Source organism: Streptomyces thermolilacinus SPC6, assembly GCF_000478605.2.
Lineage (GTDB): Bacteria > Actinomycetota > Actinomycetes > Streptomycetales > Streptomycetaceae > Streptomyces > Streptomyces thermolilacinus.
The window spans coordinates 4,707,845-4,724,301 of record NZ_ASHX02000001.1; the positions used below are offsets into that span (position 1 = coordinate 4,707,845).

Annotated in this window: 14 protein-coding genes and 1 riboswitch; of the genes, 4 read left to right on the forward strand and 10 right to left on the reverse strand. The window is 75.5% G+C overall.

What is annotated here, in order from left to right; all coding sequences use genetic code 11:
• Positions 1-147: 147 nt before the first annotated feature.
• The gene (locus J116_RS20385) at positions 148-1,518 is read right to left on the reverse strand and encodes a peptidoglycan-binding domain-containing protein (protein ID WP_023588921.1); all 1,371 of its coding nucleotides are present in this window, start codon (positions 1,516-1,518) and stop codon (positions 148-150) included.
• 294 nt (positions 1,519-1,812) lie between these two features.
• Between J116_RS20385 and J116_RS20390 the strand changes: the two genes are divergently transcribed.
• Positions 1,813-3,861, forward strand: coding sequence for an MFS transporter (locus J116_RS20390; protein ID WP_023588922.1), 2,049 nt, complete (start codon positions 1,813-1,815; stop codon positions 3,859-3,861).
• 55 nt (positions 3,862-3,916) lie between these two features.
• Here the strand turns inward: J116_RS20390 and J116_RS20395 are convergent, their stop codons facing one another.
• The 9 genes from J116_RS20395 to J116_RS20435 all read right to left on the reverse strand — a co-directional run bounded on the left by J116_RS20395 (position 3,917) and on the right by J116_RS20435 (position 12,861).
• On the reverse strand, positions 3,917-4,426 hold the full coding sequence (locus J116_RS20395) for a GNAT family N-acetyltransferase (RefSeq protein ID WP_023588923.1): 510 nt from the start codon (positions 4,424-4,426) through the stop codon (positions 3,917-3,919).
• Positions 4,427-4,430: 4 nt separating this feature from the next.
• A complete protein-coding gene (locus J116_RS20400; protein ID WP_023588924.1) occupies positions 4,431-5,126 on the reverse strand; it encodes an O-methyltransferase in 696 nt (231 codons plus the stop codon).
• 134 nt (positions 5,127-5,260) lie between these two features.
• The gene (locus tag J116_RS20405; protein WP_023588925.1) at positions 5,261-5,671 is read right to left on the reverse strand and encodes an aggregation-promoting factor C-terminal-like domain-containing protein; all 411 of its coding nucleotides are present in this window, start codon (positions 5,669-5,671) and stop codon (positions 5,261-5,263) included.
• A gap of 244 nt (positions 5,672-5,915) precedes the next feature.
• Entirely contained in the window at positions 5,916-6,836 is a 921-nt protein-coding gene (locus J116_RS20410) for an ECF transporter S component (RefSeq protein WP_028964316.1), read from the reverse strand.
• Positions 6,837-6,913: 77 nt separating this feature from the next.
• On the reverse strand, positions 6,914-8,653 hold the full coding sequence (locus J116_RS20415) for an ABC transporter ATP-binding protein (protein ID WP_023588927.1): 1,740 nt from the start codon (positions 8,651-8,653) through the stop codon (positions 6,914-6,916).
• The gene (locus tag J116_RS20420) at positions 8,650-9,786 is read right to left on the reverse strand and encodes a CbiQ family ECF transporter T component (RefSeq protein WP_023588928.1); all 1,137 of its coding nucleotides are present in this window, start codon (positions 9,784-9,786) and stop codon (positions 8,650-8,652) included. The genes J116_RS20415 and J116_RS20420 overlap by 4 nt, the downstream gene beginning before the upstream one ends.
• Positions 9,783-10,448 (reverse strand): SCO2322 family protein, encoded by a 666-nt coding sequence (locus tag J116_RS20425; protein WP_028964317.1) that lies wholly within the window; start codon positions 10,446-10,448, stop codon positions 9,783-9,785. Before J116_RS20425 ends, J116_RS20420 begins: the two co-directional genes overlap by 4 nt.
• A gap of 98 nt (positions 10,449-10,546) precedes the next feature.
• The gene (locus J116_RS20430) at positions 10,547-11,902 is read right to left on the reverse strand and encodes a prenyltransferase/squalene oxidase repeat-containing protein (RefSeq protein WP_023588930.1); all 1,356 of its coding nucleotides are present in this window, start codon (positions 11,900-11,902) and stop codon (positions 10,547-10,549) included.
• A 135-nt stretch (positions 11,903-12,037) separates the two neighbouring features.
• Positions 12,038-12,106: riboswitch (cobalamin riboswitch) on the reverse strand.
• Between the two features lie 158 nt (positions 12,107-12,264).
• Positions 12,265-12,861 (reverse strand): TetR family transcriptional regulator, encoded by a 597-nt coding sequence (locus J116_RS20435; RefSeq protein ID WP_023588931.1) that lies wholly within the window; start codon positions 12,859-12,861, stop codon positions 12,265-12,267.
• A 299-nt stretch (positions 12,862-13,160) separates the two neighbouring features.
• Between J116_RS20435 and J116_RS20440 the strand changes: the two genes are divergently transcribed.
• From J116_RS20440 to J116_RS20450, 3 genes are all read left to right on the forward strand, one after another.
• Positions 13,161-14,480: a glycosyltransferase family 4 protein gene (locus J116_RS20440; RefSeq protein WP_023588932.1), complete on the forward strand. Its 1,320-nt coding sequence runs from the start codon at positions 13,161-13,163 to the stop codon at positions 14,478-14,480.
• Positions 14,481-14,603: 123 nt separating this feature from the next.
• Positions 14,604-15,338 (forward strand): class I SAM-dependent methyltransferase, encoded by a 735-nt coding sequence (locus tag J116_RS20445; RefSeq protein ID WP_023588933.1) that lies wholly within the window; start codon positions 14,604-14,606, stop codon positions 15,336-15,338.
• Entirely contained in the window at positions 15,335-16,405 is a 1,071-nt protein-coding gene (locus tag J116_RS20450) for a prenyltransferase (RefSeq protein WP_099048184.1), read from the forward strand. The genes J116_RS20445 and J116_RS20450 overlap by 4 nt, the downstream gene beginning before the upstream one ends.
• The last annotated feature ends 52 nt before the right edge of the window (positions 16,406-16,457 follow it).

Below are 16,457 nucleotides of genomic sequence, written 5' to 3' on the forward strand. Positions count from 1 at the left end.
GAAGGCAAACGAAGTGGGCCCGCCCGCCGGTCAGGGAATACGGGCGGGACCACTTTGTTTTTGTACGATACAAAACAAAGGGCGTGCGGCGCCACCCGGCCCCCTGTGACACATCTCCCGGCGGCGCGGGCGGCGGCTCAGCGTGGCTCAGCGGCCGCTCGTCTCGCCCTCCAGCGCCGCCCTGGTGGCCGGGCCGTACACGCCGGGAGCGTCGCCGGTGATGCCGCGCCGCTGCTGGTACTTGGCGACGGCCCGCTCCACGTTCTTGTCGTAGCGGCCGTGCATGGCGCTGTCGTAGACGCCGATCTCCCGCAGCCGCGTCTGGAGTTCCCGCACCTCCTCGCCCTCGTCGCCCCGGCTCAGCGTCGAGCCGCTCACCTGCCCGGTCTCCCGGGTGGGGCTCGGGGCCTCCGAGCGGGGCCGTACCGACGCGGTCACCCGCACCTCGGTCGCCTCCGGCCGGGCCGGGCTCGCCGAGGTGCTCGACGTGGACGGCGACGGCTCCTCGGCGGCGGACGGCGACGCGGACTCCTCCGGCGAGGCGCTGGTCCCGGTGCTGGTCCCGGTGCTCGTGCTCGTGCTCGTGCTCGGCGACGGCGTGCCGCTCTCGTCCGCCGACGGCCACGGGGGCGCGCTCAGGTTCGGGTCCGGCGCCACCCGGTCGGACGTCTCCTCGCCGTCGAACAGGCCGCTCGCGAACGCCGCCGTGCCGATCACCGCGACGACCGCCGCCACCGCCGCGACCACCACGCCCGGCCGTTTCCGCCCGCCCTGCTGCCGCCGCGACCGGCGCGGGCCGGGCGTCACGTCCAACGCGCCCGTGCCGTCCTCGCCCGCGTCCCCGTCCAGCGGGGCGTACGTGGCGTGTGCGTCGTACGGGGCGTGGGGGCCGTTCGGGGCGTGGGGGCCGTTCGGGGGGTGGGGGCCGTTCGGGGGGTGCGCGAGGTGCGGATCGTGTACGACGCCGGGCGCCGCGACCGGCGGCTGCGGGCCCGCCGCCGCGCCCGCCGCGAGGGCCGCGCCCAGGTACAGCGGCGCCGTCGTCTCCACGTCCGGGTCCTGCTGACGGCCGTCCCGCGCGGGCGGTTCCTCCAGAGGCAGCGGCACTCCTGCGGTCACCCCGCCGCCCTGAGCCGGTACGCGCGGGTCCTGGCCGGCCGGTGTCCGGGGGTCGGGTGCCTGGCCGGGCGGTGCGTGGCCGGGCGGGGCCTGCGGGGCCTGCGGGGCGGGAGGCTGTCCCGTGCGGGCCTCGGGGGCCGGGCCGCCCGGCACCTGGCCGGTCGGCTCCCGGGGCGTCTGCGCCTGCGGGCCGGGGCCTGTGCCGTACGTGCCGGAGGAGCCCTCGGCGTGCGTGCCGGGGGAGCCCTCGGTCTGCGGCGCCGGGCCCGTGCCGTACCCGTCGGGGGTGGCGGGGGCCTGTGGTGCCTGGGCGTGCGGGGCCGGGCCCGTGCCGTACCCGTCGGGGGCGGCCGGGGCCGTACCGGATGCGTCGGGACCGGACGGGGGCTGGAGGTTCACGTACGGGCGAATCCGCAGTGGCTCGAAAGCGCCCTGCCCCGGCCCGGTGCCCCGCACCCCGCCGCAGGCGCATCCCGCGCCCCGGGGCCCCGCGGGCGTGCCGCACTCAGGACAGACCATTCCGGCCACTGTGGGTCCCTCCCCTAGAGGTCCTGCTGACTGAATACCGCCCCCATGAACTGGCAGCGATTATGCAGCCCGGACGTGATCTGCCCAACATCCGGAACCGGTCTCGGCAGGCCATAACGGGGCACACCGCCCACGATGGATGGGGAAACAGTGAGGGAGGCGCCCATGACGCGGCCAGTCGGCACCCCGGCCACCACCCCGCAGCCCGGAGCGGACTACAACCGGCGCACGGTCCTGGTGCCCATCGGGGCGCTGCTCCTCGGCATGCTGCTCGCCGCACTCGACCAGACCATCGTGTCCACCGCCCTGCCGACGATCGTCAGCGAACTCGGCGGCATGGACCACCTGTCGTGGGTCGTCACCGCCTACATGCTCGCCTCCACCGCCGCCACGCCCCTGTGGGGCAAGCTCGGCGACCAGTACGGGCGCAAGAAACTCTTCCAGACGGCCATCGTCATCTTCCTGCTCGGCTCCGTGCTGTGCGGCGTCGCGCAGGACATGCCGCAGCTCATCGCCTACCGCGCCGTCCAGGGCCTGGGCGGCGGCGGGCTGATGGTGCTGTCCATGGCGATCGTCGGCGACCTCGTCCCGCCCCGCGACCGGGGCCGCTACCAGGGCGTCTTCGGCGCGGTCTTCGGCGCGACCAGCGTCCTCGGGCCGCTCCTCGGCGGTGTCTTCACCGAGCACCTGACCTGGCGGTGGGTCTTCTACATCAACGTGCCCGTCGGGATCGTCGCCCTCTTCGTCATCGCCGCCGCCCTGCACATCCCCGTCCACCGCACCCCGCACCGCATCGACTACGCCGGCACGTTCCTGATCGCCTCCGTCGCCACCTGCCTGGTCCTCGTCGCGTCCCTCGGCGGTACCACCTGGGCGTGGGGCGACGCCCGGATCATCGGCCTCGCCGTCCTCGGCGTGATCCTGCTCGTGCTGTTCGTCCGCGTCGAGCGGCGCGCCGCCGAGCCCGTGCTGCCGCTGCGGCTGTTCCGCATCCGCACGTTCACGCTCGTCTCGGCCATCAGCTTCGTCATCGGCTTCGCGATGTTCGGCGCCATGACCTACCTGCCGACCTTCCTCCAGGTCGTCCAGCACGTCAGCCCCACCATGTCCGGCGTCCACATGCTCCCGATGGTCGCGGGCATGCTGCTCACCTCCACCGTCTCCGGGCAGATCGTCAGCCGCACCGGCCGCTGGAAGGTCTTCCCCGTCGCCGGCACGGCCATCACCACCGTGGGCCTGCTCCTCCTGCACCGGATGGAGACGACCAGCCCCACCTGGGAGATGAGCCTGTACTTCTTCGTCTTCGGCGCCGGACTCGGCCTCGTCATGCAGGTCCTCGTGCTGGTCGCGCAGAACGCCGTCGGCTACGAGGACCTGGGCGTCGCCACCTCCGGCGCCACGTTCTTCCGCTCCATCGGCGCCTCCTTCGGTGTCGCGGTCTTCGGCACGATCTTCACCAGCCGCCTCACCGGAAAGCTGGAAGAGTCGCTTTCCGGCCAGGACCTGCCGCCCGGCGCCGGCCCGGACGCGGTCGCCGCCGACCCGCGCGCCATCGCCGAGCTGCCGCCCGCCCTGCGCCCACCCGCGCTGGAGGCGTACTCCACATCCATCACGGACGTCTTCCTGTACGCGTCACCGATCGTCCTGCTGGCGTTCGCCATCGCCTGGCTGCTGCGCGAGGACCCGCTGCGCGGCTCGGTCACCGCGCCCGACCCGAGCGAGACCCTCGCCTCCAACCCCGTCCAGCGGTCCTCGTACGACGAGGTGGCCCGCGCCCTGTCCGTGCTCGGCTCCCGCGAGGGCCGCAAGGCCGTGTACGAGAAGATCACCGCCCGGGCGGGCCTCGACCTGCTGCCCGCGTCCAGCTGGCTGGTGCTGCGCATCCGCCGCCACGGCACCGTGGAGCCCGCGCGCCTCGCGGAGGCCACGAACGTGCCGCTCCGCGCGGTCACGGAGGCGTCCCGGGAGGTCGAGGCGCGGGGCCTGGCCCGCCGCGAGGGCCTTCATCTGATGCTGACCGACGACGGCGTGGAGGTGGCGGCCCGGCTGGCGCACGCCCGCGAGGAGTCGCTGGCCGAGCTGCTGGGCGACTGGTGGGGGCCCGACCGGCCGACCGACCTCATCCAGCTGGTGGAGGAGCTGACCGCCGAGCTGTGCGGCTCGGAGCGGGAACGCCCCGGGCACGAGCCGCCGCGCCGGGACCACCGGGCCTGAGCGGCCGGGGCGGGGGAGGGAGACGGCCGGGCCGAGGGGGAGGGGCGGCGGGCGCTCAGGCGCCCGGGACCAGCTCCTTGCCGTACCAGATCTCCATGTACGGGCCCTCGCAGTACGCCGGGATCTCCCGGTAGCCGTTGCGCGTGTACAGGGCGCGGGCCTCCACCAGGTCCAGGCGCGTGTTCAGCACCATGCGCCGCGCACCCAGCTCCACGGCCGCATCCTCCAGCGCGGCCAGCAGCGTCCCGGCACCGCCCGTGCCCCGGAAGGCGTGCCGTACGAACACGCGGGTCAGCTCCGCCCGCTCCGCGTCCAGCATCAGCACCCCGCCGCACCCCGCGGCCTTACCGTCGTACCGGCCCACCAGGAACTGCCCGGTCGGCGGCTCCAGGGCCTCCACGCCGTCCCCGGCCAGCCCCTCGTCCACCTCCTGGGAGGTGGCGGGGCGGCGCCAGTAGCGGCTGGCCACGTCCTCGTAGTAGTCGCGGCGCAGCGCGGTCGCGTCGTCCGTGTCGTACCGCTCCGGGCGTATGTCCCAGCTGGTCGTCCGGTTCGCCGTCGGCATGGCCTCAGGACACCACCCGGGCGATGAGCAGGCCGTCGTAGCCCTTCACGCCGACCGTCTGGAACGCCGTCGCGTCCAGCCGGGGGTCGCGCGCCACGAGGTCGAACATCTCGCGGGTGGCGACGATCGCCTCGTCCGACGACTCCTCGTCCGTGATCGCGCCGCCGCGCACCACGTTGTCCACCACGATCACACTGCCCGGGCGGGTCAGGCGCAGCGCCCACTCGATGTAGTGCGGGTTGTTCTTCTTGTCCGCGTCGATGAAGACCAGGTCGAAGGGGCCGACGCCCTCCGCCTCCAGCTTCGGCAGCGAGTCGAGGGCGGCGCCCGTACGGACCTCCGCCACCTGGTCGAGGCCCGCGCGGGCCAGGTTGAGCCGGGCGACCTCGGCGTGCGCGGGGTCGGACTCCAGCGAGATCAGCTTCCCGTCCGGCGGGAGGGCCCGGCCCAGCCAGATGGTGCTGTACCCGCCGAGCGTGCCGACCTCCAGGATCGTGCGGGCGCCCTGGACACGGGCGAGAAGGTGCAGCAGCTTGCCCTGGTTGGGGGCGACGGCGATCTTCGGGAGGCCCGCCTCGTCGCTCGCGGCGAGCGCGGCGGTCAGCGCCTCGTCGGCGGGGGCGAGCTGGTCGGTGAGATAGGCGTCGACGGCGGTCCAGCGGGCGGCCTGGTCCTCGGTGCTGTGGTTTCGCTGAGTCATGGTCAGGAACGTAGTCGAGAAGTGCCGCGAAAGCGGGCGGGTTTGCGCGCGGGCACGGCGAAGCCCCCGGTGAGCGTACTCACCAGGGGCTTTCGGGCCGTGGCTCACCGCCGCGCGGGGGCGGGCCGGGCGGCTCAGTACCAGTGGTTGTTCTGCCAGAACTCCCAGGCGCCGCACGGGCTGCCGTAGCGGTCGTTCATGTAGTCGAGACCCCACTCGATCTGCGTGGCCGGGTTGGTCTTCCAGTCCGAGCCCGCGGACGCCATCTTCGACGCGGGCAGGGCCTGGACCAGGCCGTACGCGCCGGACGAGGCGTTGGTCGCGGTGTGGTCCCAGCCCGACTCGTGCTCCACGATCTTGCTGAAGCACTGGTACTGGCCGGCCGGGACCATCTTCTTGGCGACGGCCTGGGCCGAGGTGGGCGCGGCGGCCGAGGCCGGCGCCGTCACCGCCATGACCGCACCCGAGGCGCCCAGCAGCACGGTGGCTGCGGCGACGGCGGACTTGTTGCGGGCGGAGAAACGGCTGGAGATGGAGCGGAACACGTAAGAGACCTCACGTCGGGGACAGGGCTGGCGCAGGCATGCCTGAACCAGGACCCGGGGAGACCCGGTGTGGCTCGGAGGCTTGCCATGGGGCACGTGGCGGCCGGACCGCGAGGCGGTCGCGCTGCCGTCGGTGCCCGGCGACGTCATCCACCAAAGCAGGGCCGCCCAGCCCTGGCAACGCCCCCCATGTACGAGGCGCGACCGGAGACGCCGCCCTGCCGGGCGCCCGCGCCGGACGGTGTCAGCGCAGGTCGCCGCGGGCGAACGGGGGGCCCTCCGCCGGCCCTGCGGGCCTACTAAGCGGGGACGTATGTGACGTGGGTCCTGTGGGGCGCCTCACCCCGGAATGCCCCGGATGAGGCTTTTCGCCGCCTTCGAATGTGACCTGGGCCTCGAACGCCGCCCGTCGAGTCGCACGCCGGAGCGCCTTCAGGACCGTCGATCCGATGGTCAGCGTCAGCACCACCGTCAGCGCCGCCCGCCCCAGGTCCCAGCCCATGGAGGTCGCCAGGCAGTACGCGGCGAACCGCACCAGGTTCTCGTGGACCGGCTCGCCCGCGTGGAACGCGATCCCGCTGGACCCCTCCGGCAGCGCCAGCACCCACCCCTGGAGGTTCATCGCCGTCCCGTACGCGAACGACGCCACCGCCCCGTACGCGGCGAGCATCAGCAGCTCGCCCCGGCCCCGCAGCCGCACCGGCCCCGGCAGCAGTCCGGCGCCCATCGTGAACCACGCCATCGACAGCATCTGGTACGGCATCCACGGCCCGACCCCGCCGGTCAGCAGCGCCGACGCGAACATCGTCACCGCGCCCAGCACGAACCCGAAGCCCGGCCCCAGCACCCGGCCGCTCAGCACCATCAGGAAGAACATGGGCTCCAGGCCCGCCGTCCCCGCGCCCAGCGGCCGCAGCGCCGCGCCCGCCGCCGCCAGCACCCCCAGCATCGCGACGGCCTTCGCGTCCAGGCCCGAGTCGGCGATCGTCGCCACGACCACCCCGACGAGCAGCGGCAGCAGCCCCGCGAACAGCCAGGGCGCGACCCCGGCGTGCGCCGCAGCGAGACCGGACCCGCCGTCCGCGAGCAGCGGCCAGCCGAACGCCGCCACCCCGATGGCGCTGATCAGCACCAGCGCGGCGATCGCGCGCGGCCCCAGCCGCACGGGCCGGGCGTGCCCCGCCGCCGTCCGGGCCCTCCCCGCCCGGGTCCCCGCCGTCCCGGCCTTCCGCTCCCGCGCGGTCACAGGGCCGCCTCCACCTGGGCGACGGTCAGCCACGGCTGCGGGGCCAGCACCTTCGCCACCTGCGGGGCGAACGCGGGGGACGACACGACCACCTCGTGCGTCGGCCCGTCCGCGACGACCTCGCCCTCCGCGAGGATCACCACCCGGTGCGCCAGCTCCGCCGCCAGCTCCACGTCGTGCGTGGCCATCACGATGGCGTGCCCCTCCGCCGCGAGGCGCCGCAGCACCTCCACGAGCCGCGCCTTCGCCGCGTAGTCCAGGCCCCGCGTCGGCTCGTCGAGCAGCAGCAGCCGGGGCCGCCCGGTCAGCACGACCGCCAGGGCCAGGGCGAGCCGCTGCCCCTCCGACAGGTCGCGCGGATGCGTGTCGCCCGGTACGCCCGGCAGCAGCCCGGCCACCAGGGCGCGGCAGGTGCCCGGCTCGGCCCCCGCGTCCCCGTCGGCCGCCGCGCACTCGGCGGCGACCGTGTCCGCGTACAGCAGGTCGCGCGGCTCCTGCGGGACGAGGCCCACCTCGCGGATCAGCTCGGCGGGCGGGGTGCGGTGCGGGACGCGGCCCGCCACGAGGACGCGGCCGGACGTCGGGGCGACCATGCCGACGAGCGCGCCGAGCAGGGTGGACTTGCCCGCGCCGTTACGGCCCATGAGCGCCACGGTCTCGCCGGGCCGCACGCCCAGGCCGACGCCCCGCAGCGCCTCGACGCGCCCGCGCGTGACGACGAGGCCGTCCACGCGGGCGATGTCCGGGCCGGCGGGGCCGACGGGGGCGGGTGCCGCGTCGTTCGTACGGCGGCGGAGCGGCCACCAGGACGTACGCGGCCTCGACGGCTCCGGGCTCGGTGCCGCGCCCGCCTCCGCCTTCGCCCCCGGGCCCGCTTGCTCTGCGGGGCCCGGGTGCGCGGCGCCCCGCACCGGCTCCAGTCCCGTGAGGCGCTCCCGGAGCGGGGCGGCACGGCGGCGGGCCTCGCGGACGGTGAGGGCGGGCGGGGTCCACCCGGCCAGCCGCGACAGGCCGACCACCGGCGGGTACACGGGCGACACCCGCATCACCTCCGCCGGTTCGCCCACCACCAGCGGCGCGCCCGGCTCCCGCAGCAGCACCACCCGGTCCGCGTACTGCACCACCCGCTCCAGCCGGTGCTCGGCCATCAGCACGGTCGTGCCCAGGTCGTGCACCAGCCGCTGGAGGACGGCCAGCACCTCCTCGGCGGCGGCCGGGTCCAGCGCGGACGTCGGCTCGTCCAGCACCAGGACCCTCGGGTGCGTGGTGAGGACCGAGCCGATGGCCACGCGCTGGCGCTGCCCGCCCGACAGGGTCGCGACGGGCCGGTCCCGCAGCGGCGCGAGGCCCAGCAGGTCGAGGGTCTCCTCGACGCGCCGCCGCATCACCTCGGGCGGCAGGCCCAGCGACTCCATGCCGTACGCGAGCTCGTCCTCGACCACGTCGGTGACGAAGTGCGCGGCCGGGTCCTGGCCCACGGTGCCCACCACGTCGGCCAGTTCGCGCGGCCGGTGCGTGCGGGTGTCCCGCCCGCCGACCGTGACGCGGCCCCGCAGCGTGCCGCCCGTGAAGTGCGGGACGAGCCCGGAAACGGCGCCCAGCAGCGTGGACTTGCCGACGCCCGACGGGCCGACGAGCAGGACCAGTTCGCCCTCCGGCACGTGCAGGTCCACGTCCCGTACGGTCGGCTCGGCGGAGTCCTCGTAGGTCACCGTGACGTTCTCGAACCGGATCACCGGTGCTCCTCGCGGTCTTCGGCAGCGGTCTCAGCGGTCCGCGCGGCCTTCGGTACGGGCGCCACGAACGCGGGCAGCAGCCCCACCAGTACGGACAGGGCGGGCCACAGGGGCAGTCCGGGCGCCACCAGCGGAGTCACCCCGGGCCGCAGCGCCTCCCCGGCGGGCCCCGTGGACGCCCACACGACGAGCGCGGCGACCGCGATGCCCGACCCGGCGACCAGCCAGGTGCGCGGCCCCCACCGGTCGGGCCGGTAGCGGGTGCGGGGCGTGCGGCGGCCACCCAGCCACAGCCCGCCGAGCGCCGCCGCGACGCCCCCGGCGAGCAGCGGCACCCCGTACCCGGCGCCCTCCACGGCGAGCAGCCCGTACGTGCCCGCGCACACCCCGAGCAGCCCGCCCAGCGTCAGCGCGGTCGTCGTGTGCCGTACGGCGGCCGGGACGGCGGCCGTACGCCCGTACCCGCGCGCGTCCATCGACGCGGCCACCGCCACCGACCGCTCCAGCGCGCCCTCCAGCACCGGAAGCCCGATCTGGAGGACCGCCCGCACCCCGCCCGTGGGCCGCCCGCGCAGCCGCCGCGCGGTGCGCAGCCGGGCCACGTCGGCGACCAGGTTCGGCGCGAACGTCGTCGCGACCACCACGGCGACCCCCGCCTCGTACAGCGCGCCCGGCAGCGACTTGAGCAGCCGCGCCGGGTTGGCGAGGGCGTTCGCTGCGCCCACGCACACGAGCATCGCCGCCAGCTTCGCCCCGTCGTACAGGGCGAACACGAGCTGCTCGGCGGTGACCCGGCCGCCGATCCTGATGCCCCGCGCCCAGTCCGGCAGCGGCACCTCGGGCAGTGTCACCAGCACGTGCGCGCCGGGGATCGGCGAGCCGAGCAGCGTGGAGAACAGCACCCGGATCACCAGGACGGCCAGGCCCAGCTTGAGGAACGCCCCGTAGGAGCGGGCCCAGGGCGCGTCGGTGCGGCGCGCGGCGACCACGTACCCGGCGACGCCGACGACCAGGCCGAGCAGCAGCGGGTTCGTGGTGCGGGACGCGGCGACGGCCAGGCCGAGCGCCCACAGCCACCAGGCGCCCGCGTGCACGGCGTTGGAGCGGTGCGCCTCGGGAGCCCGCAGTCTCATCGCCGGCCGCGCCGCCGGGCCCGTACGAGGGCGGCGGCGCCGAGCGCCACGACGGCGGCGGCCCCGGCGTACAGGCCGAGCGCGGGGGCGTTCCCGCCGTTCCCCCCGGTCTGGCCGGATGCGGCTCCGGGCGTGGCCGTGGTGGCGGACGTGGCCGGTGTGGTGGCCGGGGTGTCCACCTGCTCGCCGCAGCCCTCCTTCGGGTAACCGGCGATGGCGCACAGCAGGGCCTGGCTGTTGTAGCGCAGCGGCGCGGCCACGGCGGCCAGCGCCTCCGCGCCGGTCGCGTCGGGCGCCACGCGCGCGCAGGCGGTGCGCTGGGCGGGCGGCGTCCCGCCGGGCGGGGCGTCGGCGGGGGTGCCGAAGTCCAGGACGAGCGCCACCCGCTTGGTGCCCTCACGGGTCGGGGTGCCCGCGCAGATCGCGGCGAAGTCGGGCGCGCGGCGCGGCCGGTCGGCGTCCTGGCTGTCGGCGCTGACCGCGAACCGGTAGCCGTGGACGGCGCCGTCGGCGGGCCGGATGGTCGCCGGGCCCTGCGTGGCGTACGCCCAGGAGCCGCCCGCGCCGCCCTCCCAGAACGACCAGTACCGGTACCCGGCGGCGTGCGCGGTGCCCGACGCGGCCGGTACGCCGACGAGCACGGCGAGGCACGCGGCGGCCACGAGCGCGCCGAACCGGCGGTACGCGCGCGTGGAGCGGCCGGTCGCGGCCGCCGGGCGGGCGGAGGTGTGGGTCACGGCCGGGCGGGCGGGAGCGCCGGTCACGGCTTCCGCTTCCCGCGCCCGCTCAGCAGGAACCCGACGCCGATGCCCGCGACGAGGAACACCGCGACGAGCAGCCAGACCGGGAAGCCGGACTCCTCCTGCTCCTCCTCGGCCTTCTCCTGCCCGGTGTCGGGTGTCGACGCGGGCTCGGGGCCGGTCGCGTTCAGCTGCTGGACGAGGTCGGCGCCGCCGAAGTCGCGCGGGTCGCCGCCGGCCGTGTGCGCGGCGAGGATCAGCTGCGCGTACGCGGCGGGGCCGCTCTCCTTCGCCCACGCGGCGCTGTTCTTCTCCAGCCAGGCGAGCCCCGCGTCGGCGGCCTCGCGGTGCCCGGCGGCGGCGAGGGCCAGCACGGCGTCGGCGGTGTTGCCGACGTCGGGCTGGTCGGCGGGGGCGGTCGTGCCGGGCATGGGCGGCAGGTCCAGGTGGCCGCTCTTCACGAGGGTGGCCGCCAGGTACGCGGCGCCGTTGCGGGCGGCCCGCTCGGCGGTCGGCTCGGCCGTGTCCACGCAGGAGGGCTTCTGGTCCGGGGTGACACCGCGCACCAGCAGGTGCTTGCCGAGCCCGGCGAGGACGGCGGCCGCGGTGGCGTCGCCGTTGGCGCGCAGGGTGCCGTCCTTCTCCGGCTGGTAGGCGAAGGCGCCGCCGCCCGGCTTCGCGGTGCAGGGCAGCGTGAACGTGAGCAGCGCGTCGTACGGGCTCTTGCCGGTGGCCGTACGGAACTCGCCGGGCCGCTCACCGGTTCCGGCGAGGGCGCTGATCACGAGGGACGTGGAGTTGGCGTCGCTGGGGAAGCCCGGGTTGTAGCCCCAGCCGCCGTCCTCGTTCTGGACCTGCTTCAGCCAGGCGACGGCGTCCTGGCGGGCCTTGTCGGTCTTCTCCTCGTGGCTGTCCACGCCCTTCAGCGCGTGCAGGGCGACGGCGGTGGCGTTCGTGTCGAGGGGCAGGTCGTCGGGGCACGGCCCGGACGTGTCGGCGCGGAAGGACGGGAAGCCGCCGTTCGCGCACTGCTGGCCGAGGAGCCACCCCACGGCCTGCGCGGCGGGCTCGACGCCGGTCGACTGCTGGGCGAGGAACGCCAGCGACTGCCGCCACACTCCGTCGTACGTGGGGTCCTTCGTGCCGTACAGCCCGGCGGGGACGGTGGGCGCGGCGGGCGACGACGGCGCGGCGGGCGCGGAGGCCGCGGGGGAAGTCACGGGGGGCGCGGAGGCCGCGGGGGAGGCCGGGGCGGAGGGGGCGGAAGGCGCGGGCGACGGGGCGGCGAGCGCGGTGGGGGCCACTGCTCCCGCGCCGGCCGCGAGCAGGACGGCGGTGGCGGCGAGCGCCGTGGCGCCGCGGCGAACGGTGGTCATGGCGGGGTGCCTCTCTGGCGGGGGCCGGTGGCCGGGCACCGGCGCGCGAGGGCACCAGGCTCGGCTCCGTACTCCTCGACGGTGCCGGTCACCGGGCCGTTCCCGGGACGCGAGAGCCGGTCAGACCCGTGACGAGGCATTCCGGCTCACCGCGCGGGGCGGCTCACGGCTGCGGGGTCAGCGCCGGATTTGCACCGGCTTCCCCCCGTACGGGCATGAAGCGACGGCCACACTCTACCCGTGGGTTCACCAGCCCCCCAGGCCGTCCCGCCCCCCCTGGTCCGCCCCCGGACAGCGGCCCGCCCGACCGGACCCCCGGCCGCGCCCCTGCCTTCGCCCGGCGCGGGGAGGAGCGGCCGGGGCTACGGTTCGATGAGGCGGCAGGCCGTCTCGATGTCGGCGCGGACCTGCGCGATGGACGCCCGCCCCGACAGCCAGGAGATCAGCGCGGAGTACCAGGTGTGCTCGATCACCCGCACCGCCGCGAGCTGCTCCGGCGAGGGCCCCGGCTCCGCCAGGCGCATCGCGTCCAGGATGATCGCCGTCGTCTGCCGCGACACCGCGTCCACCTCCGCGCTCACGCTCCGGTCGGCGAACGTCAGCGCCCGCACCATCGCGTCCGCCAGCTGCGGCTCCCGCTGGAGCGCCCGGAACGCCCGCATCAGCGTCTCCGCGACCCGCTCGGCCGCGCTCTCACCGGCCGGGGGCCGCTTCCGCAGCGTCGCGTGGAGGCCGTCGAGCTGGTCCTGCATCGTCGCCACCAGCAGACGGACCTTGGAGGGGAAGTAGCGGTACAGCGTGCCGAGCGCGACCTCCGCCGCCTCCGCGACCTCCCGCATCTGCACGGCGTCGAAGCCGCCCCGGCCCGCCAGGCGCGCGCTGGCGTGGAGGATGCGGCGGCGGCGCGCCTCCTGCCGTTCGGTCAGGGGCGGCGACGCCGGCCTGCCTTCCGCTGTCATAGGTCCCCGTCGATCCGTGCGTCAACGTATCCGTGCCGTCGTGGTGTTCGGTGCCGTGGTGGTGTTCCGTGCCGTGGCGCACGACAGCCGTGCCGTGATGCGCGACAGTATGGCCCCGCCCCCGCCGTGCCCGTGGCGTGAATCACCCGTTCCGGCCCTCACAGCGGCGCTACCTGCCGGTAGATTCGAAGCTCCTCCGAGCGCCCGAGAACGATCGACAACGATCAACTCTGAAACTTGTTCTAGATTAGCGCGACCGGTTACGCTCCGCCGAAACGCAGGGATGGAAGGGGCCGCGAGTGACCGCTGAGGCCGTAGCAGCAGGCCCCCGACCGGGTGCGGCAGCCGACGCCGGACGCCCGTTGCGCATCGCGCTCCTCACGTACAAGGGAAACCCGTTCTGCGGCGGCCAGGGCGTCTACGTACGGCACCTCTCCCGTGAGCTGGCGCGCCTCGGGCACACCGTCGAGGTGATCGGCTCCCAGCCGTACCCGGTCCTCGACGCCGTCGGCGAGGGCGTCACGCTCACCGAGCTGCCCAGCCTCGACCTCTACCGGCAGCCCGACCCGTTCCGCACCCCCAAGCGCGACGAGTACCGCGACTGGATCGACGCGCTGGAAGTCGCCACCATGTGGACCGGCGGCTTCCCCGAGCCGCTGACGTTCTCCCTGCGCGCCCGGCGCCTGCTCGCCGCCCGCCGCGGCGAGTTCGACGTCGTGCACGACAACCAGACCCTCGGCTACGGGCTCCTCGCCCCGCTCGGCGCCCCCCTGGTCACCACCATCCACCACCCCATCACCGTCGACCGGCAGCTGGAGCTGGACGCCGCCGCCGACTGGAAGCGCCGCGCCTCCGTACGCCGCTGGTACGCCTTCACGCGCATGCAGAAGCGCGTCGCGCGCCGCCTGCCGTCCGTCCTCACCGTCTCCGGCTCCTCCCGCCAGGAGATCGTCGACCACCTCGGCGTCCGCCCCGACCGCGTCCACGTCGTCCCGATCGGCGCCGACACGACGCTGTGGTCCCCGGACCCGTCCGTCCCCGAGGTGCCCGGCCGGATCGTCACCACGTCCAGCGCCGACGTCCCGCTCAAGGGCCTCGTGTACCTGGTCGAGGCGCTCGCCAAGCTCCGCACCGAGATCCCCGGCGCGCACCTCGTCGTCGTCGGCAAGCGCGCCGAGGACGGGCCCGTCGCCCGTGCCATCGAGCGGTACGGCCTCGACGGCGCCGTCCGGTTCGTCAAGGGCATCAGCGACGCCGAGCTGGTGGACCTGGTGCGCGGCGCGCAGGTCGCCTGCGTGCCCTCCCTGTACGAGGGGTTCTCGCTGCCCGCCGCCGAGGCCATGGCCACCGGTACGCCCCTGGTCGCCACGACGGGCGGCGCCATCCCGGAGGTCGCCGGACCCGACGGCGAGACGTGCCTGGCCGTGCCGCCCGGCGACGCGGGCGCCCTGGCCGCCGCGCTCGGCCGCCTCCTCGGCCCCGACGGCGCCGGCCTGCGCGCCCGCCTCGGCGCCGCCGGACGCGCCCGCGTCCTGGACCGCTTCACCTGGGCCCGCGCCGCGCAGGGCACCGCCGACCGCTACCGCGAGGCGCTCGCCGCGCACGGAGCGCGCCGATGACGGCCGCGCACGGTGCCCGCCCGCGCCCGGCCGCCGCGCACGGGGCCCGCCGATGACGACGACGGCCGCCGTCCCCCTCGTATCCCCGCCCACCGCCACGGACCGTGAAAGCAGGCCCCGCACGTGCTGACCGTCGACTTCACCCGCTTCCCGCTCGCCCCCGGCGACCGCGTGCTCGACCTGGGCTGCGGCGCCGGACGGCACGCGTTCGAGTGCTACCGGCGCGGCGCGCGGGTCGTGGCCCTCGACCGGAACGGCGACGAGATCCGCGAGGTCGCCAAGTGGTTCGCCGCCATGAAGGAGGCCGGCGAGGCCCCGGCGGGCGCCACCGCCACCGCGATGGAGGGCGACGCCCTCAACCTGCCGTTCCCCGACGCCTCGTTCGACGTGGTGATCATCTCCGAGGTGATGGAGCACATCCCCGACGACAAGGGCGTCCTCGCCGAGATGGTCCGCGTCCTCAAGCCGGGCGGCCGCATCGCCGTCACCGTCCCCCGCTACGGCCCCGAGAAGGTCTGCTGGGCGCTGTCCGACGCGTACCACGAGGTCGAGGGCGGCCACATCCGCATCTACAAGACCGACGAGCTGCTCGCCAAGGTCCGCGAGGCCGGACTGCGCCCGTACGGCACCCACCACGCGCACGCCCTGCACTCCCCGTACTGGTGGCTGAAGTGCGCGTTCGGCGTGGACAACGACAAGGCGCTGCCCGTCCGCGCGTACCACAAGCTCCTCGTCTGGGACATCATGAAGAAGCCGCTCGCCACCCGCGTCGCCGAGCGGGCGCTCAACCCGGTCCTCGGCAAGAGCTTCGTCGTGTACGCGACCAAGCCCCACCTCCCGGCGGACGCCGCGCTGTGATGCGGCCCGAGCGCACCGAACACCTCACCCTGCCCGGCGTGCTGACCGCCGGGCAGGCCGCCGAGACCGTCGCGGGCATCCTCGCCGCCCAGCGCGACGACGGCGCCATACCCTGGTTCCGCGGCCACCACCTCGACCCGTGGGACCACACCGAGGCCGCCATGGCCCTCGACACCGCAGGGGAACACGAGGCCGCCGCCCGCGCGTACGAGTGGCTCGCCCGCCACCAGAACGCCGACGGCTCCTGGTACGCCGCCTACCACGACGGCGACGCCGACCGGCCGACGGACCGCGCCCGCGAGACCAACTTCTGCGCGTACCTCGCCGTCGGCGTCTGGCACCACTACCTGTCCACCGGCGACGACGCGTTCCTCGACCGGATGTGGCCCGCCGTGTACGCCGCCGTCGAGTTCGTCCTCGCCCTCCAGCAGCCCGGCGGGCAGATCGGCTGGAAGCGCGAGGAGGACGGCACGCCCGTCACGGACGCCCTGCTCACCGGCAGCTCCTCCATCCACCACGCCCTGCGCTGCGCCCTCGCCATCGCCGAGCACCGCGAGGAGCCCCAGCCCGACTGGGAGCTGGCCACCGGCGCCCTCGCCCACGCCGTCGCCCGCCACCCGGAGCGGTTCCTCGACAAGAGCCGCTACTCGATGGACTGGTACTACCCGGTCCTCGGGGGAGCCGTCACCGGCGCGGCCGCGAAGGAGCGCATCGAGAGCCGCTGGGACGAGTTCGTCGTCCCCGGCCTCGGCGTGCGGTGCGTCGTCCCCAACCCGTGGGTCACCGGCGGCGAGAGCTGCGAACTGGCCCTCGCCCTCTGGGCGATCGGCGAGTCCGACCGGGCCGTGGACATCCTGCGCTCCATCGGGCACCTGCGCGCCGAGGGCGGGCTGTACTGGACCGGGTACGTCTTCGAGGGAAACCGCGCGGTCTGGCCCGAGGAGCTCACCACCTGGACGGCCGGGTCGCTGCTCCTCGCGGTCGCCGCGCTCGGCGGCGACGAGGCCACGACGGCCGTCTTCGGCGGCGAACGCCTGCCGCGCGGCCTGGCGCCCGACTGCTGCTGAGGCCGGGCCTCCGGCGCCCGGCTGCCGCTGGGACCGGGTCTCCGGCGCCCGA